At 43.1% G+C, this 25431-nt stretch carries 19 protein-coding genes and 3 rRNA genes; 14 read left to right on the forward strand and 8 right to left on the reverse strand.

All coding sequences use genetic code 11. The features are described 5' to 3' along the window. Window positions 1-4: 4 nt before the first annotated feature. Genes trkA through def form a run of 4 tightly spaced genes read right to left on the reverse strand, consistent with a single transcriptional unit; the run spans window position 5 to window position 4193 of the window. Window positions 5-1414: a Trk system potassium transporter TrkA gene (gene trkA, locus SFRI_RS00105; protein WP_011635513.1), complete on the reverse strand. Its 1410-nt coding sequence runs from the start codon at window positions 1412-1414 to the stop codon at window positions 5-7. Window positions 1415-1430: 16 nt separating this feature from the next. Next, window positions 1431-2714: a 16S rRNA (cytosine(967)-C(5))-methyltransferase RsmB gene (gene rsmB / locus SFRI_RS00110; protein ID WP_011635514.1), complete on the reverse strand. Its 1284-nt coding sequence runs from the start codon at window positions 2712-2714 to the stop codon at window positions 1431-1433. Window position 2715: 1 nt separating this feature from the next. Then, the gene (fmt, locus tag SFRI_RS00115) at window positions 2716-3672 is read right to left on the reverse strand and encodes a methionyl-tRNA formyltransferase (RefSeq protein ID WP_011635515.1); all 957 of its coding nucleotides are present in this window, start codon (window positions 3670-3672) and stop codon (window positions 2716-2718) included. A gap of 8 nt (window positions 3673-3680) precedes the next feature. Continuing rightward, window positions 3681-4193, reverse strand: a complete 513-nt coding sequence (gene def / locus SFRI_RS00120; protein ID WP_041413263.1) for a peptide deformylase — start codon at window positions 4191-4193, stop codon at window positions 3681-3683. Between the two features lie 126 nt (window positions 4194-4319). Here def and SFRI_RS00125 point away from each other — a divergent pair, with 126 nt between their 5' ends. The 6 genes from SFRI_RS00125 (at window position 4320) to hemF (ending at window position 9164) form a co-directional block, all read left to right on the forward strand. Beyond that, window positions 4320-5426: a LysM peptidoglycan-binding domain-containing protein gene (locus tag SFRI_RS00125; protein WP_011635517.1), complete on the forward strand. Its 1107-nt coding sequence runs from the start codon at window positions 4320-4322 to the stop codon at window positions 5424-5426. A gap of 71 nt (window positions 5427-5497) precedes the next feature. Next, the gene (gene dprA / locus SFRI_RS00130; protein WP_459117402.1) at window positions 5498-6526 is read left to right on the forward strand and encodes a DNA-processing protein DprA; all 1029 of its coding nucleotides are present in this window, start codon (window positions 5498-5500) and stop codon (window positions 6524-6526) included. Between the two features lie 2 nt (window positions 6527-6528). Beyond that, complete coding sequence (locus SFRI_RS00135; RefSeq protein WP_011635519.1) at window positions 6529-7002, forward strand: DUF494 family protein; 474 nt, start codon at window positions 6529-6531, stop codon at window positions 7000-7002. Window positions 7003-7061: 59 nt separating this feature from the next. Next, window positions 7062-7625 (forward strand): DNA topoisomerase family protein, encoded by a 564-nt coding sequence (locus SFRI_RS00140; protein WP_011635520.1) that lies wholly within the window; start codon window positions 7062-7064, stop codon window positions 7623-7625. Window positions 7626-7660: 35 nt separating this feature from the next. Then, window positions 7661-8227: an L-threonylcarbamoyladenylate synthase type 1 TsaC gene (tsaC, locus tag SFRI_RS00145; RefSeq protein WP_011635521.1), complete on the forward strand. Its 567-nt coding sequence runs from the start codon at window positions 7661-7663 to the stop codon at window positions 8225-8227. A 4-nt stretch (window positions 8228-8231) separates the two neighbouring features. Beyond that, a complete protein-coding gene (gene hemF / locus SFRI_RS00150; RefSeq protein WP_011635522.1) occupies window positions 8232-9164 on the forward strand; it encodes an oxygen-dependent coproporphyrinogen oxidase in 933 nt (310 codons plus the stop codon). On the opposite strand, the gene SFRI_RS00155 is transcribed toward hemF, so the two are convergent. Continuing rightward, window positions 9161-9595: a group II truncated hemoglobin gene (locus tag SFRI_RS00155; RefSeq protein WP_011635523.1), complete on the reverse strand. Its 435-nt coding sequence runs from the start codon at window positions 9593-9595 to the stop codon at window positions 9161-9163. The two genes, hemF and SFRI_RS00155, sit on opposite strands and share 4 nt — an antisense overlap. Before the next feature lie 171 nt (window positions 9596-9766). Between SFRI_RS00155 and SFRI_RS00160 the strand changes: the two genes are divergently transcribed. The 4 genes from SFRI_RS00160 to SFRI_RS00175 are packed head-to-tail and all read left to right on the forward strand — an operon-like array spanning window position 9767 to window position 13564. Then, window positions 9767-11149 carry an amidohydrolase gene (locus SFRI_RS00160; protein ID WP_011635524.1) on the forward strand — a complete coding sequence of 461 codons (1383 nt, stop codon included), beginning with the start codon at window positions 9767-9769 and terminating at the stop codon, window positions 11147-11149. 11 nt (window positions 11150-11160) lie between these two features. Further along, window positions 11161-12417, forward strand: a complete 1257-nt coding sequence (locus tag SFRI_RS00165; protein WP_011635525.1) for an amidohydrolase family protein — start codon at window positions 11161-11163, stop codon at window positions 12415-12417. Between the two features lie 56 nt (window positions 12418-12473). Then, window positions 12474-13307, forward strand: coding sequence for a shikimate dehydrogenase (gene aroE, locus SFRI_RS00170; RefSeq protein ID WP_011635526.1), 834 nt, complete (start codon window positions 12474-12476; stop codon window positions 13305-13307). Beyond that, window positions 13307-13564 carry a DUF1488 family protein gene (locus SFRI_RS00175; RefSeq protein WP_011635527.1) on the forward strand — a complete coding sequence of 86 codons (258 nt, stop codon included), beginning with the start codon at window positions 13307-13309 and terminating at the stop codon, window positions 13562-13564. The genes aroE and SFRI_RS00175 overlap by 1 nt, the downstream gene beginning before the upstream one ends. Here the strand turns inward: SFRI_RS00175 and SFRI_RS00180 are convergent. Further along, window positions 13561-14784, reverse strand: a complete 1224-nt coding sequence (locus SFRI_RS00180) for a sensor domain-containing diguanylate cyclase (protein ID WP_011635528.1) — start codon at window positions 14782-14784, stop codon at window positions 13561-13563. The genes SFRI_RS00175 and SFRI_RS00180 overlap by 4 nt on opposite strands. Window positions 14785-15069: 285 nt before the next feature. After that, window positions 15070-15615 (reverse strand): gamma carbonic anhydrase family protein, encoded by a 546-nt coding sequence (locus tag SFRI_RS00185; RefSeq protein WP_011635529.1) that lies wholly within the window; start codon window positions 15613-15615, stop codon window positions 15070-15072. A gap of 553 nt (window positions 15616-16168) precedes the next feature. On the opposite strand from SFRI_RS00185, the gene SFRI_RS00190 reads away from it, so the two are divergent. The 4 genes from SFRI_RS00190 to SFRI_RS00205 all read left to right on the forward strand — a co-directional run bounded on the left by SFRI_RS00190 (window position 16169) and on the right by SFRI_RS00205 (window position 24487). Next, window positions 16169-17711 (forward strand): 16S ribosomal RNA (locus tag SFRI_RS00190). A 392-nt stretch (window positions 17712-18103) separates the two neighbouring features. Further along, window positions 18104-21008 (forward strand): 23S ribosomal RNA (locus tag SFRI_RS00195). Window positions 21009-21159: 151 nt separating this feature from the next. Continuing rightward, a 5S ribosomal RNA gene (gene rrf / locus SFRI_RS00200) occupies window positions 21160-21275 on the forward strand. Together the 16S, 23S and 5S rRNA genes form the textbook arrangement of a ribosomal RNA operon. A 728-nt stretch (window positions 21276-22003) precedes the next feature. Continuing rightward, on the forward strand, window positions 22004-24487 hold the full coding sequence (locus SFRI_RS00205; RefSeq protein WP_011635530.1) for a putative bifunctional diguanylate cyclase/phosphodiesterase: 2484 nt from the start codon (window positions 22004-22006) through the stop codon (window positions 24485-24487). Here the strand turns inward: SFRI_RS00205 and SFRI_RS00210 are convergent. Further along, entirely contained in the window at window positions 24453-25427 is a 975-nt protein-coding gene (locus SFRI_RS00210; protein ID WP_011635531.1) for an alpha/beta fold hydrolase, read from the reverse strand. The genes SFRI_RS00205 and SFRI_RS00210 overlap by 35 nt on opposite strands. Window positions 25428-25431 lie beyond the last annotated feature (4 nt).

Here is a 25431-nt window from a genome sequence, read left to right on the forward strand (position 1 = left end):
GAACTTAAAAGAAAAAAGCACTTGGTTGAAACAGTTTCTCTACGTCACCGATGAACTTCTTATTCACTAAGAATAAAATAACATGGTCACCCTGTTCGATTACCGTTTTGTCATGGCCCATTAACACTTCATCATTACGTACAATGGCACCAATAGTTGTGCCTGGCGGTAGTTTGATGTTGCCAATCTGTTTGCCGACAACTTTTGACGTGCTTGAGTCTCCATGGGCAATCGCTTCAATGGCTTCTGCTGCACCACGGCGTAATGAGTAAACATTACATATATCACCTTGGCGAATATGAGTCAGTAACGCTGAAATGGTGGCTTGCTGAGGAGATATGGCTATATCAATGTTAGCTTCTTGCACAATATCAACATAGGCTTCACGTTGAATAAGTACCATGACCTTTTTCGCCCCCATGCGTTTAGCAAGTAGGGCAGACATAATATTGGCTTCGTCATCATTGGTGACAGCGATAAACACATCGGTTTGATCGATATTTTCTTCCAACAGCAATTCTTGGTCTGAAGCATCGCCACAAAACACGGTGGTTTTTTCCAGTTTTTCTGAAAGTAACTCCGCGCGTTCTTGACGGTGTTCAATTAACTTAACCGAATGAGTACGTTGCAACTTTTGCGCAAGACCAAAACCAATATTACCGCCACCCGCAATCATGATATTGCGGTACGAATTATCCAGTTTTTGCATCTCACTCATTACTGCACGAATATGACGACTATCGGCGACGAAAAATACCTCATCATCGGCTTCAATAATGGTCGTGCCGCGCGGCATGATAGGCCGGCCTTGCCTAAAAATAGCGGCTACGCGGGTATCAATATTGGGCATGTGCTCACGTAATGTGGCTAATGCGTTACCCACTAATGGGCCGCCATAATAAGCTTTAACCGCAACAAGACTTAGCTTACCTTTAGCAAATTCAAGTACTTGAAGTGCACCTGGGTATTCTACTAATCTTTGTATGTAAGCGGTCACTAACTGCTCAGGTGCAATCAGCTCATCAATAATAAAACCGCCACGTGGCTTAGCGTCACCGCTTTTAATTTCACTATTGATAAACAGTTTATCTTGAAGTTCTAAATAAGCTTCTGAGCGAATACGAGCAATTTTAGTTGGTGTACCAAATAAGCTGTAAGCAATTTGACAAGCTGCCATGTTACATTCATCGCTATTGGTTACCGCAATGAGCATGTCAGCATCTTCTGCACCAGCTTCTTTTAATACACTCGGATGAGCGCCATGACCGACAACAACACGTAGGTCAAACTTGTCTTGTAATAGCCTTAGCCGAGCGCGATCACTGTCGACGAGTGTGATGTCGTTATTTTCACCGACTAAGTTTTCAGCTAACGTGCCGCCTACTTGCCCAGCCCCTAAAATAATAATTTTCATGGCTTGAGGTACATCCTTAAATTGCTTTAACTAGGCGCGCGTAATAAAAGCCGTCCATATTGTCTTGTCCTGGCAAAATTTGCCAACCGATATCACTGATATGAGCTTGTTGCTCTATCGGTACTAAACTCGCATCGGCTGTCCGTGCTAGAAACTGTTCAACTTGTTGGCTGTTTTCCTGCGGTAAAATAGAGCAGGTTGCATATAATAAAGTGCCACCCGGTTTAAGCCATTGCCAACAATGATCCAATATCTGTTTTTGTAGGTTGGCTAACTCTTCAATATCGCTATTTTTACGTAACCATTTTATGTCTGGATGACGGCGAATTACCCCAGTTGCAGAACAAGGTGCATCAAGCAAGATTCGATCAAATTGTTGTCCTTGCCACCATGATGGAATATCTGCCGCATCGCCGTGAATAAGTTGCGCTTTTAAATGCAACCTGTCCAGATTTTGTTGTACCCGAGCAAGGCGTTTTTGATCAAAGTCGACAGCGACTAAATTGATAGTGGGAGCAAGCTCTAGTAAATGGCAACTTTTGCCACCAGGCGCGGCGCAGGCGTCTAAAACAAGTTCATCTGCTGTTGGTGCGAGTAAGGTTGCAGCCCATTGTGCCGCACCATCTTGGACCGATGCTGCGCCTTCCATAAAGTCGGGTAATGCAGCGACATCTTTTGCGCTTTCGAGCAATATAGCATTTGGGCTTGAACCGGCTTGGGCTGAAATATCATGTTGGGCTAGTGCCGCTAAATAAGCATCACATGTCTGTGATTGCTGATTATTACGTAGCCACATTGGCGGACGCTGGTGGCTCTGCTCAATAATGTCTTGCCAGTTATCTGGATACGCTTGTTGTAAATGCTTAATAAACCAAGCTGGAGTATTAAAGCGTAGCGTGTCTGAGTCAGTATTTAATTCGCTATCTTGACGCTGAATATTACGCAATACGCCATTGACCACTTTCACCAAGCCATCAAAACGTAATTGTCTGCAAGCTTCTGCCGTTTCTGAAATCGCCGCATGCGCTGGGATACGGGTAAAGTAAAGTTGGTAACAACCTACTATCAGCAGTTGATGCAATATACGCTGTTTACCTTTAAACGGTTTCGCTAAGCAGTCACTTACACACTTGTCTAGTTGCGGTAATTGACGCATAACGCCGTAACATAATTCAGCTAATAAGGCTTTGTCTTTGCCATTTTGTAAGTGTTGCTGTTGATCGGGTAGAGCCACCGATAACGAAATTCCTTTTTCAAGGACTTCATAAATCGCTTTAGCTGCTAGTGCGCGAACATTCATGCTAGTTAGCCTCTTGGTTTAAACACACACCTGCGGTAAACCAATCACCACGAGCATTAAGAATGTCGGCCACATCAAGCGGCTTTTTGTTGGGCAGTTGCATGGTTTTAATCATTAACTTGCCTTCTGCGGTAGCAATTTCAATACCTTGCTTGGTCGCTGCAATAATGGTTCCTGGCGCTTGCGAGCAGAGTTCTGCGCTGTAATCTGCTTGCCACACTTTAATCACGCTTTGTTGGTGTTCAAAATAACTTACTGGCCATGGATTGAAGGCGCGAATGTCTTGCCACAACTGTTTTGCGCTTTTATTCCAATCAAGACGAGCTTCTTCTTTGGACAATTTTTCAGCGTAGTTAGCCAGAGTTTCATCTTGCTTTTGTGCTTTGAGGCTACCATCACTTAAACCAATCAGTGCTTGTACTAAGGCTTTTGGCCCTTGTTCTGCTAGCTTTTCATAAAGGCTAGCCGAGGTATCCGTAGCCTCTATCGGTAAGTGCGTTTTGAGCAGCATGTCGCCAGTATCTAGGCCAATATCCATCTGCATAATGGTGACACCTGTTTCTGTATCACCTGCCCATAAAGCCCGCTGTATTGGAGCGGCTCCACGCCAGCGAGGTAAAATTGAGCCGTGCACATTGATACAACCTAAACGCGGGGTATCAAGCACTACCTTTGGCAGAATCAACCCGTAAGCCACAACAATCATAATATCTGCATTAAGAGCAGCTAATTCCGCTTGTGCCTCTTCATTACGTAATGATGCAGGCTGAAATACCGGAATAGCATGCTCTAAAGCCAAAGCTTTTACTGGGCTTGCGGTGAGTTTCTTACCTCGACCAGCAGGCCTATCTGGTTGAGTATAAGTCGCAATCACATCGTGTTCAGAGTCGATGAGTGCTTGTAAGTGTCGAGCTGCGAAATCCGGAGTACCGGCAAAGATAATTTTTAACGGTTTCAAATTTTTTCCTATGCTTCTCTAGCATCTAAACGAGCTTCTTTTTCAAGCTTAGTTTTAATGCGTTGACGTTTTAGAGGCGATAAATAATCGACAAATAGTTTACCTTTAAGGTGATCCATCTCGTGTTGAATACAAATAGCAAACAACTCATCTGCTTCAACGATAAATTCTTTACCGTGACGATCTAGCGCTTTTAAGGTGACAAATTCTGCACGGTCAACTTTGGCATAAATACCGGGTACCGATAGGCAACCTTCTTCATTAGCCAAGTCACCACTGCTAGCCACTATTTGAGGATTAATAAAAATAGTTGGCCGTTCAACCTCATCTTGTAGATCCATCACAATCAATTGTTGATGAAAATCCACTTGAGTAGCAGCTAAACCGATACCTTTCTCTAGGTACATGGTTTCGAGCATGTTATCTATTTGTGTCTGTAATTGTGGACCGAAATCCGTTACAGGTTGAGCGATAGTGCGTAAACGTTCGTCTGGAAAGCGTAAAACATTAAGTAATGGCATATATAAACTCTTAGCAAGTCTGTCAAATTTCAGCCAGTTAGCTATACTGGCCATTGCGATTAGGGTAATTTTAATCCTTACAGCCTATCAATAACAGCAAAAAGCTCTAATAAAGAGCTAAACAACATGGACTGCACCATGAAACGCCTACTTTTACTTGCTTTTTTATGTCTAAATTCTTATTGGGTCAATGCTGATACATTAACCTTGAAAGCTGGACACCCAGATACGTATATCGTCAAAAAGGGCGATACTCTGTGGGATATTTCTGGTTATTTTTTAAATGACCCATGGCGTTGGCCTAAATTGTGGGGGAGCAATCCACAAATTGCTAACCCACATTTAATTTATCCTGGTGATCGACTGACATTAGTCTTTATTGATGGTCAGCCCCGTTTGGTTGTTAAGCAGCACATTAAAAAGAGTCCAGAAGGACGTGTGATATCCAAAGATGGTCCAATTCCTCCTGTTGACCTTGCGTTAATTAAGCCCTATTTAGTGCAGAATAGAGTGGTCGATCCTACTTGGTTAGCAGGATTGCCGATTGTCATGAGTGGTGAAAGTCCATCAATTCATCATGTGGTCAATGACGTTGTATATGTGAATGCGAAGCTTGAGCAAGGTCTTAAAGTGGCAATTTATCAAACTGGACGTGAGTTTTTTGCTCCAGATAGCGGTGAATTATTAGGCCAAGAACTTATTTTAACTTCGAGTGGACGTGTTATTGAGTCTGGCGATATATCAAAAGTTGAATTACTGAGCAGTTTACGTGAAACCAAAGGTGGCTTTCATGTTGCACCTGTAGAAGATGAAGCGTTAATGTCTGCTTATTTTATTCCTAAAGCGGCAGAGTTAAGTGTTGCTACTTCTATTATCGGTACTATTGGTCATATTCGCGAAGCGGGTAAGTTAGACGTTGTCTATATTGATCGTGGTGCCAATGACGGCGTTGAGACTGGACATGTTTTTTCAATGTTCCGTGATGGCGAAAGCATTATTATTGATAATGATGGTAATCCTGTTCGCCCTCTTGACCGTTCATCTTACGATAAAGTACTGGCTAATTTTTCAGAAGATACCGCATATAAAATGCCCGATGTTTTTCATGGTAATTTAATGGTTTTTAAAGTGTTTGATAAAACCAGTTTAGGGCTGATTATGTTTAATGACCATCCAGTTAGAGTGGGTGATAAATTAACAAAACCAAATCCATTGACAATTAAAGGTGAATAATTTCAGATAAACTGGTCGACTGGCTAGTTGTTTGTGCAGTATCTGGGCTAGGACCTGCTCGGATTCAACAATTGTTAACTCAAATGGACGTTGAAGAGATTCGTCAACGTCTAGAGTTTGAACCACAGGCCTTGCCTTTATCGGCAAGCCTGTTGGCTAAATGCCATATCGACTTTAATAAAGTAGAGCAAGCCCTAACTTGGCTCGATTCGCAACCTAATCACTACATTGTGACCCTCTCTGATCCTCTTTACCCTCCATTACTTGCGCAAATATCAGATCCACCTCAGGTATTATTTATTAAAGGCTCGATAGAATCCCTTTTATTACCGAGTATTGCGATTGTTGGTAGCCGTAATGCCTCTCGAGGCGGCTTAGATATGGCAGCAGATCTCGCTGGTCATTTAGCTAATCAAGGTTTTTCGATCACTAGTGGCATGGCGACGGGTATTGATGGTGCAGCCCATAAAGCGACTTTGGCGGTTGATGGAACGACCATGGCGGTGTTGGGTTGTGGGGTAGAGTGTATTTATCCTAAGCGTCATCAACACTTGTATCATGACATTATTAATACCGGTTGCGTAATCAGTGAATACTGGCCAAGTATAGGGCCTTTTGCTGGTAACTTTCCTCGGCGTAACCGGATTGTCAGTGGCTTAAGTCTGGGTACCGTGGTAGTAGAAGCAAGCCGTAAAAGTGGTTCATTAATCAGTGCTAGGCTGGCAATGGAGCAAAATCGTGAAGTGTTTGCTGTACCAGGCTCCGTGTTAGGAGGATATAGCCAAGGTTGTCATGATTTAATTAAAAATGGTGCAAAACTTGTCGAGTCTGCTGCCGATATAATAGAAGAATTAGGCTGTTTATCAGATTATCACCTTGAACAATTGCATCTACGGCACCATATACAGGATAATGATGTTAGTGATTTGCCATTTCCTCCGCTGTTAGCTAGTGTAGGATATGAAACTACCGCGATAGATTCGGTAGTTGAGGATAGTGGGAAACCGATAGATCTGGTGTTAATACAAATGCTTGAACTTGAATTACAAGGGTGGGTTGCAGCTGTGCCCGGTGGTTACGTCAGACTAAAGAGGAGTTAGCCATGTTCGATATCCTCATGTATTTATTTGAAAATTATGTTCATAGTGAGATTGAATTATTAGTTGATGAAGATGAACTCACTAAAGAGTTAACCCGTGCGGGTTTTCATCAAGTTGATATTATCAAAGCACTTTCTTGGTTAGAGCACTTAGCTGATCTACAAGAGAGTGATAAACCGTACTTGTGTAATCATGCACAACATTCATTCCGTATTTATACTAAAGCGGAAATGGCCAAATTAGATGTTGAGTGTCGTGGTTTTTTACTTTTTTTAGAACAGATTCAAGTACTCAGTGTCGAAACTCGTGAAATGGTTATTGACCGTGTTATGGAGTTAGATGAGCCAACATTAGAGTTAGAAGATCTCAAATGGGTGGTATTAATGGTACTATTTAATGTGCCAGGAAATGAGTCAGCCTATGAGCAAATGGAAGATTTAATCTTCGAGCAGCCAGAGGGGCGCTTACACTCATAACAGAAAGGAGGCTTAGCCTCCTTTTTTAGGTCTATAGAATATTACTCACAGAGAAACCCATGTCGAAAATTGATCAGCAACTTTTTACTGTCCACGAACATGCATTGGAGAAAGAGTTTGAACTTTGTCCTGTTTGTGGTGCTGAGTTGTCGGTTAAACACAGTAAACATGGCAGTTTTGTGGGCTGTAATAACTATCCAACCTGCGATTATGCCCGTCCGCTAGTGCAGCATGAGTCGATTGAAACCCAAATTATTAGCGGTTCTGAATGCCCTAAATGTGGTAATGAGTTGGCTGTTAAGTCTGGTCGATTTGGTATTTTTATCGGCTGTACGCATTATCCTGAATGTACCCACATTGAAAAACATGACCACGCCAACGAAGCTGAGCAGATAACTTGCCCACTGTGTAAAAAAGGCCATCTAGAGTCTCGTACTAGCCGGTATGGCAAAACTTTTTTTGCATGTAGTGCCTACCCAAAATGCAAGTTTATCGTAAACTACCCTCCACATAATGAAGCATGCCCAGAGTGTGGCTTCGGCATTTTAGTCGAGCGTAAAGGTGCGGCTGGTAGCCGAGTCGAGTGTCCGCAAAAATCCTGTAAATATAAGCGTGCTTTATAACTTTTTATATCACTAATTTGATGGAAGGAAATTCAATGTTGCAACTGCAGCCATCGGCTGTCGCCACCACAATACAACAAGGTGGCGTGATAGCTTACCCAACAGAAGCTGTATTTGGTTTAGGATGTGATCCTGATAATGATAGTGCTATCGAGAAACTGTTGGTAGTAAAACAACGTCCTTGGCAAAAAGGCTTAATTTTGGTGGCCAGTTCATTTGAGCAACTATTACCTTATCTTGATATCACTCAATTAACTGAGCAACAACTACAGTTTGCTCAATCAAAGTGGCCTGGGCCATTTACGTTTGTTATGCCTATTCAGTCACACGTATCAAAATTATTGTGCGGCGAGTTTGATTCAATTGCCGTAAGGGTATCTGCTCACCCAGTAGTTCGAGAGCTATGCGACACCCTCAATAAACCCCTAGTATCGACAAGTGCCAATTTGGCCGGTGAGCAACCGGTGGTCGATGCACAACATATCATCACTGATTTTAGCGATAAAATTGATGCATTGATTTTAGGTAAGCTGGGCGAACAACGTCAGCCTTCAACCATTATCGATGCTCGCAGTGGTCAAATTCTTCGTAATGGAAGCTAATACTATGTCAAACACCTCTTCCCATGTGCCAGACGCACAACAAGTAAAATCGTTTTTGTTGGGATTACAGCAAAATATTTGTCAGCGTTTAGAGCTGCTCGACGGTAAAGCGACGTTTAAAGCGGATTCGTGGGAACGTGAAGAAGGTGGCGGTGGTACTAGTCGAGTATTAACTCAGGGCCAAGTGTTTGAGCAAGCCGGTGTTAACTTCTCACATGTAATGGGCGCTGCTATGCCCGCATCGGCCACGGCACATCGTCCTGAATTAGCTGGCCGTAGTTTTGAAGCTATGGGGGTGTCATTGGTTATTCACCCTAATAATCCGTTTATTCCGACCACGCATGCTAACGTGCGTTTTTTTATTGCCCGTAAAGAAGGTGCTGATCCGGTATGGTGGTTTGGTGGTGGATTTGATTTAACGCCTTATTATCCTTTCAAAGAAGATGTCGTTAGCTGGCACCAAACGGCTAAAGATATTTGCGATCCATTTGGTGAAGACGTTTATCCCAAGTATAAAAAATGGTGTGATGAGTACTTCTTCTTACCGCACCGCAATGAAACCCGTGGTGTTGGTGGATTGTTTTTTGATGATCTTAACGAGCCTGGCTTTGAGCGAAGCTTTGAGTTTATGCAAGCGGTAGGTAACGGCTTTATTGAAGCTTATGCGCCGATAGTTGAACGCAACAAAGAGTTAGAATATGGCGATGATGAACGTCAGTTCCAACTTTATCGCCGTGGTCGCTATGTTGAGTTTAATTTGGTTTATGATCGTGGCACTTTATTTGGCCTGCAAACAGGTGGCCGAACTGAATCTATTTTAATGTCGATGCCACCATTGGTTCGCTGGGAATATGCATTCACCCCAGAAGAAGGGACAGCAGAAGCTGAACTGTATGACATCTACTTAAAACCACAAGATTGGTTGGCTGCGGTCTAACAATTACGCATAGTGTCAGCTAGTGTAGAAATAGCCTGAATAATCACTTGTTGATGTTCAGGCTTTTTTATGTTGTTTTGAATGGCTGCACGCATACAGATTAACCATTGATCTCGCATCGATTCATCAATAGCAAAAGGCATGTGCCTGGCGCGTAAAGCCGGATGACCATGTTTTTGTTGGTACAATTGTGGTCCTCCTAACCAGCCACTTAAGTACTCATACAGTTTTTGTTCAGACTCTTGCATTGGCGAGCGATGTATCGCTAATAACGCTTGGGTTTCGGGGCGCGTTTGCATCTGTTGATAAAAGTCATGGGCAATAGCGCGGATCACCTTATCGCCACCAATGAGGTCGTAGGCATTTGATTGCGCTGTGTCTCTGTCATCAACAGCTTGCGGCTTAGTGAATAATTTACGTAACCAGTTCATATTGTCAGTGTTTAAGTCAGTGTTTAAGAGTGTCGGCGTTATTATAACGAAATCGATGTCATGGCAGGATCATTTTATTGTTAACGTTTTGATACCAATTATTTAACGATTAGGCTGTATTTCGGCAGTTAACTTGGTTAGATTGGTCGCAAAATAAGACAGGAGATCCCAATGGCAAAGTTAATGCCTTCTTTGGTAGCTGTGGCGCTATCAACTGCAATAGCAGGTTGTAGCCCAGCAGAACAACAAGAGCCAAAAATCACAATCAATGCCAATCCGTATCCAAGTACTTATCAAATACTGCCTAATTCAACCACGCTGCTTAAAAATGCCATTGTATTAACCGGTACTGGTGAGCGTATTGATGATGCTGATGTATTGATAAAAGACGGCAAAATTAGTGCTGTAGGTCAACAGCTTTCCGCTGAAGGTGCTGTAGTTGTTGACGCTAAAGGCAAATGGATTACCCCAGGTATCATTGATGTGCATTCACACTTAGGGGTTTATCCAAGCCCTAATGCCGAGTCACACAATGACGGCAATGAAATGACTAGCCCGGTAACCGCTGAAGTATGGGCTGAGCATAGTGTATGGCCGCAAGATCCTGGATTTAACCGTGCCCGAGAAGGTGGTATCACCACGCTACAGATTTTACCAGGCTCAGCTAACCTTATTGGTGGTCGTGGGGTCACGCTCAAAAATGTCCCCGCGACAACCATGCAAGCGATGAAATTTCCTGCCGCGCCGTATGGATTAAAAATGGCCTGTGGTGAAAACCCTAAATCTTTATATGGTAGCCGTAACGAATTACCCATGACACGTATGGGTAATATGGCGGGCTACCGCACGGCATTTATTCAAGCCACAGAATACAAACGTGCTTGGGATAAATATGATGCTGAATACGCCGCTGGTAAGAACCCTGTAGCACCTAAGCGCGACTTAATGAAAGACACGCTTAAAGGTGTGCTTGAAGGTGATATTTTAATTCATAACCATTGTTACAAAGCTGAAGAAATGGCGATGATGATCGATCTAGGTAAAGAGTTCGGTTATCACGCTGGCACATTCCATCATGCTGTTGAAGCATACAAAATTGCCGATTTATTGGCTGAAAATGGTAACTGTGCAGCTATGTGGCCAGATTGGTGGGGCTTTAAATTAGAAGCTTATGACATGGTGCTTGAAAATGTTGCCATGGTCGATGCGGTTAAAAACTCTTGTGCTGTCGTACATTCAGACTCTGGCGTAACCATTCAGCGCCTTAATCAAGAAACGGCAAAAATCATGAATAACGCGAATGATAACGGCTTTGACTTAAAAGCTGAGCACGTAATTGGTTGGATTACTGCTAATGCGGCAAAATCATTGGGTATTAGCGATAAGACCGGTTCACTCGAAAAGGGTAAAAATGCAGATGTGGTTGTATGGAATACCAACCCGTTTAGCGTATACGCCCAAGCTGAACAGGTATTTATTGATGGTGCAAAAGTGTATGACCGCCAAGATCCTGCCTACCAGGCACAAAGTGACTTTATGTTAGGTCAACAATAAGGAGCAAGACAATGACACTATTTAAAAAATCTGCACTTGCTTTAAGTTTATCGGTCGGCCTAGCATTGAGTTGTGTGGTTCAAGCTGAAAGCATAGCAATTATCCATGCCACAGTGTATACCGCCACAGAACAAGGCGTACTAACAGATGCCACAGTTGTGATTGAAGACGGCACTATTGTAGCCATTAATCCGGCATCACCGACAGCCGATACCGTGATAGATGCTAAAGGGGCAATATTAACTCCAGGCTTTATCGCGAGTATGAATGATTTAGGGTTAGTAGAAATCGGTGCGGTAGCCTCTTCACGTGATGCTTACGAAAAAGAAGCTGATGTCATTTTTGATCCTAGTTTAGCTTACAACCCCAAGGCATCCACGGTGCCATTTACTCGCAAAGGCGGAATAACTCGTAATGTAGTGTCATCTGGCGGTGGCGAAGGCATTTTTGCCGGACAAACATTTACTGTAGATTTAAGTGGTGATTGGGACAGTATACTGGCCGCTAACACCGGATTAGTGGTTGCATTAGGTGCGATAGAAGAAGGCTCGCGTGCTGCAGGAATGCAGCAATTGATCCATAAACTTGAGGATGCTAAAAAAGCGCAAGCCAAAAAGAGTAAAGCGAAAAAAACAGCTGACGATGATAGTGATGTACCAAGTCGTGAAGATGATATTATTAACGCGGTACTCGCGGGTGAAAAACCATTAATTATCGCAGTAGACCGTGCCAGTGATATTTTGCATTTAATTAAGCTTAAACAAGACTTGAGCATAGACCTTGTTTTGGTCAATGCAGCTGATGCCGTATTAGTGGCGGATAAGCTCGCGCAAGCAAATATCCCTGTGGTTATTGATAGCATGCGTAACTTACCAGAAAGTTTTGATTCGTTGCATAATTCACTCGAAAATGCAGGTAAACTAGCAAAAGCGGGTGTCAAAGTAGCCATTGCTTTACCGGGTGATAGCCATGGTATTTACGCACTCCGTTTTAGTGCCGGTAATGCGGTTGCTAACGGGATGAACTATGAAGATGCTCTGGCTTCTGTGACGGCAAATGTGGCTGATATTTTCCATTTAGACTCCGGGCGTATTGCGGTCGGTAAGCCAGCAGATTTAGTGTTATGGAGCGGTGATCCTTTCGAGTTCAGTAGTAAAGTACAAAAGATGTGGATTGCAGGAGAGGAGCAAAGCACTGACAGTCGTCAAGACAAGCTCCGTGATCGCTATTTACAAAAAACAGCAATGCCTGAAGCATATAGCCGATAACATCTCACTCTTTACGTGGGATGTTTTCCTAAATCGTTAATGAAGAGACAAAGCGAATGACAGATAAATATGCTGTATTTGGGAATCCGATAGCGCAAAGTAAGTCACCATTTATACATACTGAGTTTGCCAAGCAAACTCAGCAAGACTTAAGCTATGAAGCTATTCTCGCGCCTGTCGATCAATTTGACTCTTCGTTAGTGGCATTTTTTGCCGATGGTGGTAAAGGCGCCAATGTTACAGCACCTTTTAAAGAACAAGCATTTTCCATGTGTGACGAACTCAGTGAAATGGCTAAACTCGCTGGTTCAGTAAATACCCTGTTTAATTTACCCTACGGTAAAATTGGCGGTGACAATACCGATGGTGTTGGCTTGGTGAATGACCTTGAAATGCTGTTTGGTTCGCTAAAAGGTAAGCGAGTGTTATTGGTGGGTGCTGGTGGCGCGGCAAGAGGCTGTATTTTACCTATATTACAGCACAATGTGGCTCAGTTGATTATCTGTAATCGGACTCACGAAAAAGCAGAGCAACTTCAAACCTTATTCAATGAGTACGGTAACTTTTTTGCTAAACCCATTGAAGAGCTAATATCGCCATTTGATTTAGTTATTAACTCAACTTCAGCAGGTCTATCTGGACAATTAATTGCCCTGCCTAGCGTTATAGTCGATGAAACAACAGATTGTTACGACATGACTTATAGCCAACAAACCACTGTTTTTAATCAATGGGCTCAAGCGCAAAATGCGCGTAAAACTGCTGATGGCTTAGGTATGTTGGTTGGTCAAGCGGCTAAAAGCTTTAGTTTATGGCGTGGGATTACTCCTGATACGGGTTCGGTTATGCGAAAACTGCGTGAATCATTAGCGCAAGAGGCAATAGATTAATGAATCAAAGCGTAATATTTACCGATCAAGTCTATCCCGAAACCAATCAAGTGAAGTTTATTGCTCAGCAACAAGGCGTAAATATCAACTGTTATGCCAGTTTCTCGGTCATCAGTGAGCTTTGCGACAAGCAAGTTGTCAGTGGAAGTAATGTCGTGTGTTTATTTGAGCAATGTCGTTTTGATCTTGAAGACCAAGCAGAAGCATTGATCGAACAAGAAGCTTTTAATTGCAGTGGTGACATTATACTAGCTTAAGGCTGATCCAGTTGTTTCTTCAGTCGCTTTTGGCTATACATATTATTATCTGCCTGTTTAAACGCGTTAGCCCAATCTTGATCATACTGAGCAAATCCGTAGCTAAAATGAATTGCGGGGCTTAACAGCGCTAGATCATGCTGCAATTGTATTACTTGCTGCTCTAAGACATCGATGGGGCCACGGCATAATGCAATAAATTCATCACCGCCATATCTAGCGACTAAAAAATGAGGATGCCACATTGATTTTAGTGATTGCGCAAAAGCCTTTAATGCATCGTCCCCGGCCTGATGTCCGTGCTGATCATTTAGCGGCTTTAAGTTATCCATATCCAAAATAATGATATAGCTTGCTAACTCTGGGTGATGTTGCCATTGCAGAATCGTTGCATCAAATTTTTTGCGATTATACAGCTCGGTTAAGCCGTCATAATCAGCCAAAATCTCAATTTTTTTAGACTTTTGGTACAGTGAAATCGCGTTTGCGGCTTCTGATGTAAGAATATTAACCAGATTTATATCATAGTCACCAAAGGCTTCCATCTTGCTACTGTCTAAATTCATCATTCCGTAAAGCTCTCCGTCAATACGGATAGGGCTAGACAAGGTGGAACAAATGGGTTTTATTGACGCATGTAAAAGTGCATGTTGGTCATCGTTAGTGAGGGTACTTTTAGCATTGATGTTTTTCATATTGTTAATAACAACAGCTTTATCACAACGGCCATGAGTCTTTCTGAATTGAAAAGTCTCCTCAAGAGTAAAATTTATTTTTCGAAGTGCCTTTATATCCAAGCCCACTACCGACTCAAATTGTAGTCTTTTAGTTTTTTTATCAACCAGAATAATACTGCCCATTTCAGCATCATCTATAGCACTTACCGCTTTTTGTAATAGGGCGTCTAAAAAAGCATTTTCAGAATCATATTGACTAGATAAATTCACCAACTCAAAAGTGGTATCGTTAATGTGGATCACATGCTCTAAATGTTGCCAAAGCCGCAAAATATTTTGTTTGTGTATGTAATACGTAATGCCATAACTCAAAGCATAAACACTGCAAATAAGTATTAGATATAAATAGGGAATTGAATTCTCGGGTATGGCGAATGTGAAAATGAGGACGAACAATAATAAAGGCACAGCAAGTAGCAGTAGGTGACTCTTAACGTTGACATAGGCAATGTGTTTATTGTTAATGCTACCTTTAGTTTGCACGGTTATCATCCTTGGTAAAAAATCGGTAGTACTGTTTAGCATTAAACATTGTAATAGTCGTGCCTCAGGTCAAACAATAAAAAATGCAGCCTAACTCAGATTGTCTGCACATATTTCAATAATGACAAAATAATACAACATACCTAAATCACTATACATTATATAAAACCTTATGAGTTTATCAGTGAATACTCTAGATGAATGTGTAAGATTATTTATTATGGAGTGGCGTTAAATGAAATAGGCCAACATTATATTGGCCTATTTCATTTATGTTAAGCAATTCTACTGTTGCAAGTCGACCAAGTATTCATTTTTTAAACAGACATAATTATCCGCTGACTGTGGTAAAAATGCACGTTCGGCTTCAGTTAATGGCCTTACTTGTTTACATGGACTGCCAACATATAAATAACCACTCTGCAAAACTTTATTGGGAGGAACTAATGAACCGGCTCCCACAATCACATCATCTTCTACTATTGCACCATCAAGTAAGATAGCACCCATACCGATAAGTACGCGATGACCAATCTTGCAGCCATGGAGCATTGCTTTGTGACCAATAGTGACATCATCACCAATAATCAATGGATGCCCATCAGGATTTGCCGAAGACTTACGGCTTACATGTAATATGCTGCCGTCCTGCACGTTACTGCGTTTACCTATACGTATCTTATTTACGTCACCGCGCGCAGCAACTAATGGCCAAACACTCGCGTCATGATCTAATTTAATGTCACCAACCAGCACTGCAGACTCGTCAACATAGACGTTATCAGCTAAATTAGGGTGTATTCCTTGGTAAGTTCTTATATTAGTCGACATAACAATCCTTATAGATTCATGGTTTGTGACAGTATAATGCTTAAAAACTAGCTGGTCAGGCTAAATTATCCGCAAACAAGCCAGAAATAACAAATAACCTTAAAAAAGGCCTTGCGCAAAAACGTGTGGTGCCTATAATGCGCATCCACTGACACGGCAGACAGCGCAAGCGGTTACTGAGTCAGGTTGAATTAAGTGCTTCAAAACACTGAGTTCAAGGCGAAAAGAAAGTTTGAAAAAACACTTGACGCCAACACGGGAAAGCGTAAAATACGCACCCCAAGCCAACGACCTAGCGTCTTATGGTGATGTCTGAAAAATTGATATCAACGTTCTTTAACAATCTAAACAAGAAATCTGTGTGGACATTCACAGGTATTGAGTTATTCGAAATTGTCTTCTGTTCTTCGGAATGTTGGCAATCAAAAAATTTAAACTCAATGCAACGATGAGTGTTCATAGTAATATGTACAAACATTATTTAGATTCTTCCGAGTCTAATTAATGAAATCAGAATTCATTGAGCCGAAACCTTTGGGTTTCAAAAAAACTTTAATTGAAGAGTTTGATCATGGCTCAGATTGAACGCTGGCGGCAGGCCTAACACATGCAAGTCGAGCGGTAACACAAGGGAGCTTGCTCCTGAGGTGACGAGCGGCGGACGGGTGAGTAATGCCTAGGGATCTGCCCAGTCGAGGGGGATAACAGTTGGAAACGACTGCTAATACCGCATACGCCCTACGGGGGAAAGGAGGGGACCTTCGGGCCTTCCGCGATTGGATGAACCTAGGTGGGATTAGCTAGTTGGTGAGGTAATGGCTCACCAAGGCGACGATCCCTAGCTGTTCTGAGAGGATGATCAGCCACACTGGGACTGAGACACGGCCCAGACTCCTACGGGAGGCAGCAGTGGGGAATATTGCACAATGGGGGAAACCCTGATGCAGCCATGCCGCGTGTGTGAAGAAGGCCTTCGGGTTGTAAAGCACTTTCAGTAGGGAGGAAAGGTAATAGTTTAATAAACTATTACTGTGACGTTACCTACAGAAGAAGGACCGGCTAACTCCGTGCCAGCAGCCGCGGTAATACGGAGGGTCCGAGCGTTAATCGGAATTACTGGGCGTAAAGCGTGCGCAGGCGGTTTGTTAAGCCAGATGTGAAATCCCCGGGCTCAACCTGGGAATTGCATTTGGAACTGGCGAACTAGAGTCTTGTAGAGGGGGGTAGAATTCCAGGTGTAGCGGTGAAATGCGTAGATATCTGGAGGAATACCGGTGGCGAAGGCGGCCCCCTGGACAAAGACTGACGCTCATGCACGAAAGCGTGGGGAGCAAACAGGATTAGATACCCTGGTAGTCCACGCCGTAAACGATGTCTACTCGGAGTTTGGTGACTTAGTCACTGGGCTCCCAAGCTAACGCATTAAGTAGACCGCCTGGGGAGTACGGCCGCAAGGTTAAAACTCAAATGAATTGACGGGGGCCCGCACAAGCGGTGGAGCATGTGGTTTAATTCGATGCAACGCGAAGAACCTTACCTACTCTTGACATCCACAGAAGAGACCAGAGATGGACTTGTGCCTTCGGGAACTGTGAGACAGGTGCTGCATGGCTGTCGTCAGCTCGTGTTGTGAAATGTTGGGTTAAGTCCCGCAACGAGCGCAACCCCTATCCTTATTTGCCAGCACGTAATGGTGGGAACTCTAGGGAGACTGCCGGTGATAAACCGGAGGAAGGTGGGGACGACGTCAAGTCATCATGGCCCTTACGAGTAGGGCTACACACGTGCTACAATGGCGTATACAGAGGGTTGCAAAGCCGCGAGGTGGAGCTAATCTCACAAAGTACGTCGTAGTCCGGATCGGAGTCTGCAACTCGACTCCGTGAAGTCGGAATCGCTAGTAATCGTGGATCAGAATGCCACGGTGAATACGTTCCCGGGCCTTGTACACACCGCCCGTCACACCATGGGAGTGGGCTGCAAAAGAAGTGGGTAGTTTAACCTTCGGGAGAACGCTCACCACTTTGTGGTTCATGACTGGGGTGAAGTCGTAACAAGGTAGCCCTAGGGGAACCTGGGGCTGGATCACCTCCTTACCTATACGACTAACTCAATACCTAAAGTGCAGAAATGCATGTGAGTGTTCACACAGATTACTTGTTAACTTCTTCGGAAGTAGAGTGAAACACACCGCTTGCCGGTTAAGTGTTGTTCTTTAACAATTTGGAAAGCTGATAGTACTAACTAAAGGCGCATAAATGATGATTCGTTGTCGTTTGTGTGATCACGTTAGTGCGAAAAACGTTAATGCGAAAGCATTAACACTTGAGTTCTCAAAACACTGTTTAAGTGTCTTGAATATTCTAAAAAACTAAGGCGAGTCCACTTCCTACCCTGGAGGTGAGACAAGTAAAAACCAGCTGGTCATGATATGACCCAGAGCTCTTCTCTTGTTAATTCAAGGGTGTGAAACTCATTTGGGTTGTATGGTTAAGTGACCAAGCGTATACGGTGGATGCCTTGGCAGTCAGAGGCGATGAAGGACGTAATAACTTGCGAAAAGCGTTGGCGAGCTAGTAATAAGCATTTGAGCTAACGATATCCGAATGGGGAAACCCACATGCATAAGCATGTATCACAACATGAATACATAGTGTTGTGAGGCAAACCCGGGGAACTGAAACATCTAAGTACCCGGAGGAAAAGAAATCAACCGAGATTCCCCTAGTAGCGGCGAGCGAACGGGGATTAGCCCTTAAGTCTATGGGGTGTTAGTGGAATGTGTTGGAAAGCACAGCGGCACAGGGTGATAGCCCCGTACATGAAAACTAACCATAGATGAAAACGAGTAAGGCGGGACACGTGACATCCTGTTTGAATATGGGGGGACCATCCTCCAAGGCTAAATACTCCTGACTGACCGATAGTGAACCAGTACCGTGAGGGAAAGGCGAAAAGAACCCCTGTGAGGGGAGTGAAATAGAACCTGAAACCGTATACGTACAAGCAGTGGGAGCGGTTCTTGAGACCGTGACTGCGTACCTTTTGTATAATGGGTCAGCGACTTACATTTTGTAGCGAGGTTAAGCGAATAGCGGAGCCGTAGGGAAACCGAGTGTTAACTGCGCGTTTAGTTGCAAGGTGTAGACCCGAAACCGAGTGATCTAGCCATGGGCAGGTTGAAGGTTGAGTAACATCAACTGGAGGACCGAACCGACTTATGTTGAAAAATGAGCGGATGACTTGTGGCTGGGGGTGAAAGGCCAATCAAACTCGGAGATATCTGGTTCTCCTCGAAAGCTATTTAGGTAGCGCCTCGAGCGAATACCATTGGGGGTAGAGCACTGTTAAGGCTAGGGGGTCATCCCGACTTACCAACCCTTTGCAAACTCCGAATACCAATGAGTACTACTCGGGAGACAGACAGCGGGTGCTAACGTCCGTTGTCAAAAGGGAAACAACCCAGACCGTCAGCTAAGGTCCCAAAGTGTATGTTAAGTGGGAAACGATGTGGGAAGGCTTAGACAGCTAGGATGTTGGCTTAGAAGCAGCCATCATTTAAAGAAAGCGTAATAGCTCACTAGTCGAGTCGGCCTGCGCGGAAGATTTAACGGGGCTAAACATACCACCGAAGCTACGGGTGCATTTCATTAGAAGTGCGCGGTAGAGGAGCGTTCTGTAAGCGGTTGAAGGTGAAGGGGTAACCCACACTGGACGTATCAGAAGTGCGAATGCTGACATGAGTAACGATAAAGGGAGTGAAAAACTCCCTCGCCGGAAGACCAAGGGTTCCTGTCCAACGTTAATCGGGGCAGGGTGAGTCGACCCCTAAGGTGAGGCCGAAAGGCGTAATCGATGGGAAACAGATTAATATTTCTGTACTTCCGCTAACTGCGATGGAGAGACGGAGAAGGCTAGGCTAGCGCGGCGTTGGTAGTCCGCGTTTAAGGTGGTAGGTTGATTTCTTAGGCAAATCCGGGAAATCGTACTTTAATGTACAGGCTGAGAGCTGATGACGAGTCACTACGGTGATGAAGTAGTTGATGCCATGCTTCCAGGAAAATCTTCTAAGCTTCAGGTTAGTGGGAATCGTACCCCAAACCGACACAGGTGGTCGGGTAGAGAATACCAAGGCGCTTGAGAGAACTCGGCTGAAGGAACTAGGCAAAATGGTACCGTAACTTCGGGAGAAGGTACGCTGCTGTTGGTGATGGGACTTGCTCCCTAAGCTGACGGCAGTCGCAGATACCAGGTGGCTGCAACTGTTTATCAAAAACACAGCACTGTGCAAAATCGCAAGATGACGTATACGGTGTGACGCCTGCCCGGTGCCGGAAGGTTAATTGATTGGGTTATCTTCGGAGAAGCTCATGATCGAAGCCCCGGTAAACGGCGGCCGTAACTATAACGGTCCTAAGGTAGCGAAATTCCTTGTCGGGTAAGTTCCGACCTGCACGAATGGCGTAATGATGGCCACGCTGTCTCCAGCCGAGACTCAGTGAAGTTGAAATTGCGGTGAAGATGCCGTATACCCGCGGCTAGACGGAAAGACCCCGTGAACCTTTACTATAGCTTGGCACTGAACATTGAACCTACATGTGTAGGATAGGTGGGAGACTTTGAAGCTTGGACGCTAGTCTGAGTGGAGTCAATCTTGAAATACCACCCTTGTAGTTTTGATGTTCTAACTCTGGCCCCTTATCGGGGTTGAGGACAGTGCCTGGTGGGTAGTTTGACTGGGGCGGTCTCCTCCCAAAGAGTAACGGAGGAGCACGAAGGTTGGCTAAGTACGGTCGGACATCGTACGGTTAGTGCAATGGCATAAGCCAGCTTAACTGCGAGACATACACGTCGAGCAGGTACGAAAGTAGGTCATAGTGATCCGGTGGTTCTGAATGGAAGGGCCATCGCTCAACGGATAAAAGGTACTCCGGGGATAACAGGCTGATACCGCCCAAGAGTTCATATCGACGGCGGTGTTTGGCACCTCGATGTCGGCTCATCACATCCTGGGGCTGAAGTCGGTCCCAAGGGTATGGCTGTTCGCCATTTAAAGTGGTACGCGAGCTGGGTTCAGAACGTCGTGAGACAGTTCGGTCCCTATCTGCCGTGGGCGTTGGATGATTGAAGGGAGCTGCTCCTAGTACGAGAGGACCGGAGTGGACGAACCGCTGGTGTTCGGGTTGTCATGCCAATGGCATTGCCCGGTAGCTACGTTCGGAATCGATAACCGCTGAAAGCATCTAAGCGGGAAGCGAGCCCTAAGATGAGTCATCCCTAGAGCTTTAAGCTCTCTAAAGGGCCGTAGGAGACTACTACGTTGATAGGCAAGGTGTGTAAGCGTTGTGAGGCGTTGAGCTAACTTGTACTAATGACCCGTGAGGCTTAACCATACAACCCAGATGGGTTTTACTGACCTTAGTGTTAGAATGAGGCGCTTAAACAGTGCGAACTCAAGACTCTTGATAAGAGTAAAAGCAATCAGCTTTCCGAATTATTATTTAATGCCTAATGAAGAATTAGTGCGTTAGATAAACAAATTTGTCTGGAAACCATAGAGCTGTGGCACCACCTGATCCCATTCCGAACTCAGAAGTGAAACACAGTATCGCCGATGGTAGTGTGGGGTCTCCCCATGCGAGAGTAGGTCATTTCCAGGCGCCTAATTGACTTGAAAGAGTCGTGAAACAGCCCGCTATCATGTAGCGGGCTTTTTTACGTCTGTCATTTGTTGAAATTACGGTTTGGTTAATATGAGCATAATGCTTGTGTGGACGATATGCCCATGCGTACACTCCTCTCGGGGAGATTATAAAGAATAGGTCATTTCCAGAAGCTTAATGAAATTGAAAGGGGCGCAACACGGCCTTGATGATTAGTGTTTTTTTACTTCTGATGATATACAGGCCTTAAGTAACATTTATAAAAGTGAACAAGATGCTAACCTTTTTCATCAGAGCATTACTGCTATTACATGGAGATAATGTAATACCTGGTGCAAGATGTCATCCATTTTACATTCTGAGTTATCAATATATGATTCTACATTATGCTTTTGATAACAAATAGGCATTCTGGATACCCAATTCCTGTTTATGAAATTGATGTAGTCCAATGTTAACGTAAGATACTTTCTGTGCTGTATATTCCGACGATTTTAATCTTATCGGTAATATGCAAATGATTTTGTTTCGTGTGCCATACTGCATCTGTGTAAATAAAATAACACTTGCCCGTTAAACAAGTTAGAGTGTGTAGATCTATTTAAAGTGTTTAATAAATAAAAGTTTTTATGTCGGATATGCTATTAGGATTCATAACTAGTACTTTACTTATTGATAAGATTACCGCTAGCATATCTTCATATATTTAATTGGATGGGTTTATTTTGCCTCGGTTGCCGAAACTTTCTCTGTCTTTGCTTGTTCCTGCATGTATTTTTATCCTTTACCTTGGCTTGGTATGTGGGGAGTATTTCTATGAGCATGCAGAGCTAAATGAACAACTTGCATTAAGACAGTCAGAACAAATACAGAAAGATTTATTTAGAATGCGTCATGTTGTGGAATCATCTCTGTTGACGCAAGATTTAGAACGAATAGAGCAAGAGGTTGCTTTAGTCTCAACAGACCAAAACATGATGGTGTATGTAATACTTGATTCGGGTAGTGAAATTCAATTTGCCAATCATATTATTTGGCGAGAAAGTAATGCTACTAATGTGTTAGAGGGCTATTCGGCTGATTTACATAGAACGGTTATCACCAATAATAAACCTTTTTTAAAGGTGAATTTCGATCGTTTATCAATTCAGGCTTACTATCCCCTTAATGCAAATTCTCGTTACAGCTACTCGAATTCTGTAGAGCTAATTTATTTAGAATATGACATTGCCAATGTCTTATCAGAAGCGGTTGATAGTCTGTTAAAGCGCTTTATCGAGATATGGGGAATTGGCGCTTTATTGTTGTCGTTATTCTGTGTCATGTTGCATTATTTACTGATAAGACCGTTAACTCAATTAAGCCAAGCCGCTAAAAATCTCGATTCTCCAGATTTCAATACTGATATTGTGTGCACATCGACCGAACTGGTTAACTTACGCGACTATTTGAATCAGGTTAATGGTCGGTTATCCCGCAGTAAAAAACGTCTAAATGATGCAGAGCAACGTTGGCTTTTTGCAGTTGAGGGCGCTCGTAATGGTATTTGGGATTGGTGTATTGCTACTGGCGATGTGTTTGTTTCTGATCGATGGAAAGATATCTTAGGCTACCAACCTTATGAGCTAGATAATGACTATTCTGTCTGGGAGTCTCGTTTACATCGAGATGATAAGGCGCAGGTATTAAATACCTTACAGAATTACATTAATAACCAGCATGAATATTATGAAAGCGTGCATCGTTTACGTCATAAAGACGGTCGTTATATTTGGATTTTGGATCGTGGAAAAATAGTTGAGTGGGATGAACTTGGGCGTCCATTACGAATTATTGGCACCATAACAGATGTTTCTGGTGATGTTAAAAGCCAACAAATTACTCCTGATAAGCAGGGACATAGTGGCCTCACGGATTTAATAAATCGTGATGTATTAGCCGATCAGCTTTATGATTTACAGGTTCTTAGTCGCAAGACTGGTCAGTTTTCTGCGCTTCTTATGATCAATTTAGATAATTTTAAATTAATTAATGATGCTTTGGGTCACCAACTTGGCGATAGATTATTAATGCAGATAGCAGCCCGCTTATCTGGTACATTCTCTAGTGCTGGTTTGGTTGCTCGCCTTGGAGCAGATGAGTTCGTTATTCTAGCCAAAAATTTTGGCAATGAAATTGATCAACCAAGTAAACGTGCATTAGCACTGGCTAGTGAAGTGAGGCAGTTAATTGGCCGCGGTTACACCATTTCAGAGCAAAATTTATCAATTTCAGCTCGGATTGGGTTAGTTGTTTTTGATGGTATTGAGTCATTAGAACCTCAAGTACTGTTGGCTCGTGCAGATAGCGCTATGGAGCAAGCAAAAGATAGTCGCTCTAATGGTTGTGCCATTTACCAACCTGAATTAGATCAAAATCAAGTTCAACCATTCAAATTACAAAACGAGCTGAAACTGGCTATCCAGAACAAGCAGATGTCATTGGTTTATCAACCCGTTGTTGATCAGGCTGGGCAGCTCAATAGCATTGAAGTACTAATGCGTTGGTATCACCCGCAGTACGGATATATTAATCCACGTAAGTTTATTGCGTCAGCTGAACTGTCTGACTGTATTTTTGAATTAGAGCTGTGGGCATTAGATCAAGTCTGTGAACTTATTCAAACACTTCAACAGGCAAACGCGACAGTGCCTTTAATGTCATTAAATGTATCTTCTCGTCACTTTCATCAAGATCACTTCGTAAACGTAGTAATGAATCGAATCAATGCAGCACATGTCTCAGCTACATTGTTTCAGTTCGAGTTATCTGAAGATGTATTCGTGGTCAATGCTAATGTTGCCAGAAACAAAATTGCTGAGTTCCAACGATTCGGTGTGAACATTGCGATGGATAATTTTGGTGGGGGATCTTGCGCAGTCCATTTATTACAAGGTATTCGTTTTTCACAAGTGAAGCTAGCTGCTGTCTATATTGAAGATATAGAATATAACCCTGAAACCTTTAACATTGTGAATGCCATTGTTGAGTTTGCTACTAAGTTAAACTTTCCTGTAGTGGCTAAACAAGTTGAGAATAAGCAGCAACTTAATTTACTGACCCATGCAAAATGTACTTGGTTTCAAGGCTATATTATCAGTCGACCACTAGCTCATGACGACATTATTCAATTAATTAAGACACAGCTATCTTTGAGTGTTGTGCCATAAAGTCAATGGTATGAGACAGGGCGATATTACGCATAGTATCTTTCTCGATGAATACTTCGTGATATGCGCCTTCAATGATCACTTTATGACAATGAGTGCTTAGTGCTTGGTTTTGCGCCTCATTACAGACAATCGTGTCTTTTTCAGCTTGCAAAATTAGTATCGGAGTTTGGCTGTGTTTAGCGTAGTCGATGCATTTCTCCGCTGCATCCATTGCCTCTAGTAACCAATGGTTAGTCGGTGAGCCTAACTGTGCTTTAGTGGTTTCTTCGAAGATGTTGCGATAGTGCTTATAACGTTTTTGGCTATGAGTCAGTCGGTTGCGTTTAAAGCTGTCGGGTTTGTAATGGGTTCCCCCTATTACAAATGTGCTGTGTACTTTATTTGCTTCCAGACGATTATTATCGAGCTTTTGTGCTAGCCAACGAATGATAGGTTTTGTAAACGGTAATCGAATACCAAACATGGGCGCTGAGAATACGGCTGCAGTAAATGTATTTGGGTGTTGATTAATATAATCGCTGGCAATGGTGCATCCCATTGAGTGAGCGATGATAAATAGCTCATCATGCTGTTGTTGGCTAACTATCTGATTAATAAATTGAGTTAAGTCTTCGGTATAATCAGTAAAGCTAGCAACATAACCTTGATGCGGATTATGTGTGAGCCGGTCTGATAATCCTTGTCCTCGATGATCTAAAGCGTAAACGCTAAATCCTTGTTGATATAAATCAAACATCAATTCTTGATATTTTATATAAGATTCTACTCTGCCATTGCTGATCACTATTGCTCGTTGACTATTAGGATGTTGGATCATCGCATAGGCAATATTTATACCGTCATCAGTACAAAAACTCGATTGGTGTACTTGTTGCCAAAAGTGTCTTTGCTCACTAGTATCGAGCTTTAATTCAGATGAAAATTTCATGTAATGCATAGTT

This window comes from Shewanella frigidimarina NCIMB 400, assembly GCF_000014705.1.
Lineage (GTDB): Bacteria > Pseudomonadota > Gammaproteobacteria > Enterobacterales > Shewanellaceae > Shewanella > Shewanella frigidimarina.

Coding starts and splice junctions, on each gene's coding strand:
- SFRI_RS00160 (WP_011635524.1), top strand. CDS start 9,767: ATGGCAAAGTTAATGCCTTCTTTGGTAGCTGTGGCGCTATCAACTGCA.
- SFRI_RS00140 (WP_011635520.1), top strand. CDS start 7,062: ATGTCGAAAATTGATCAGCAACTTTTTACTGTCCACGAACATGCATTG.
- SFRI_RS00210 (WP_011635531.1), bottom strand. CDS start 25,427: ATGCATTACATGAAATTTTCATCTGAATTAAAGCTCGATACTAGTGAG.
- rsmB (WP_011635514.1), bottom strand. CDS start 2,714: ATGAATGTTCGCGCACTAGCAGCTAAAGCGATTTATGAAGTCCTTGAA.
- SFRI_RS00125 (WP_011635517.1), top strand. CDS start 4,320: ATGGACTGCACCATGAAACGCCTACTTTTACTTGCTTTTTTATGTCTA.
- SFRI_RS00155 (WP_011635523.1), bottom strand. CDS start 9,595: ATGAACTGGTTACGTAAATTATTCACTAAGCCGCAAGCTGTTGATGAC.
- aroE (WP_011635526.1), top strand. CDS start 12,474: ATGACAGATAAATATGCTGTATTTGGGAATCCGATAGCGCAAAGTAAG.
- SFRI_RS00135 (WP_011635519.1), top strand. CDS start 6,529: ATGTTCGATATCCTCATGTATTTATTTGAAAATTATGTTCATAGTGAG.
- SFRI_RS00165 (WP_011635525.1), top strand. CDS start 11,161: ATGACACTATTTAAAAAATCTGCACTTGCTTTAAGTTTATCGGTCGGC.
- hemF (WP_011635522.1), top strand. CDS start 8,232: ATGTCAAACACCTCTTCCCATGTGCCAGACGCACAACAAGTAAAATCG.
- SFRI_RS00185 (WP_011635529.1), bottom strand. CDS start 15,615: ATGTCGACTAATATAAGAACTTACCAAGGAATACACCCTAATTTAGCT.
- SFRI_RS00175 (WP_011635527.1), top strand. CDS start 13,307: ATGAATCAAAGCGTAATATTTACCGATCAAGTCTATCCCGAAACCAAT.
- def (WP_041413263.1), bottom strand. CDS start 4,193: ATGCCATTACTTAATGTTTTACGCTTTCCAGACGAACGTTTACGCACT.
- tsaC (WP_011635521.1), top strand. CDS start 7,661: ATGTTGCAACTGCAGCCATCGGCTGTCGCCACCACAATACAACAAGGT.
- trkA (WP_011635513.1), bottom strand. CDS start 1,414: ATGAAAATTATTATTTTAGGGGCTGGGCAAGTAGGCGGCACGTTAGCT.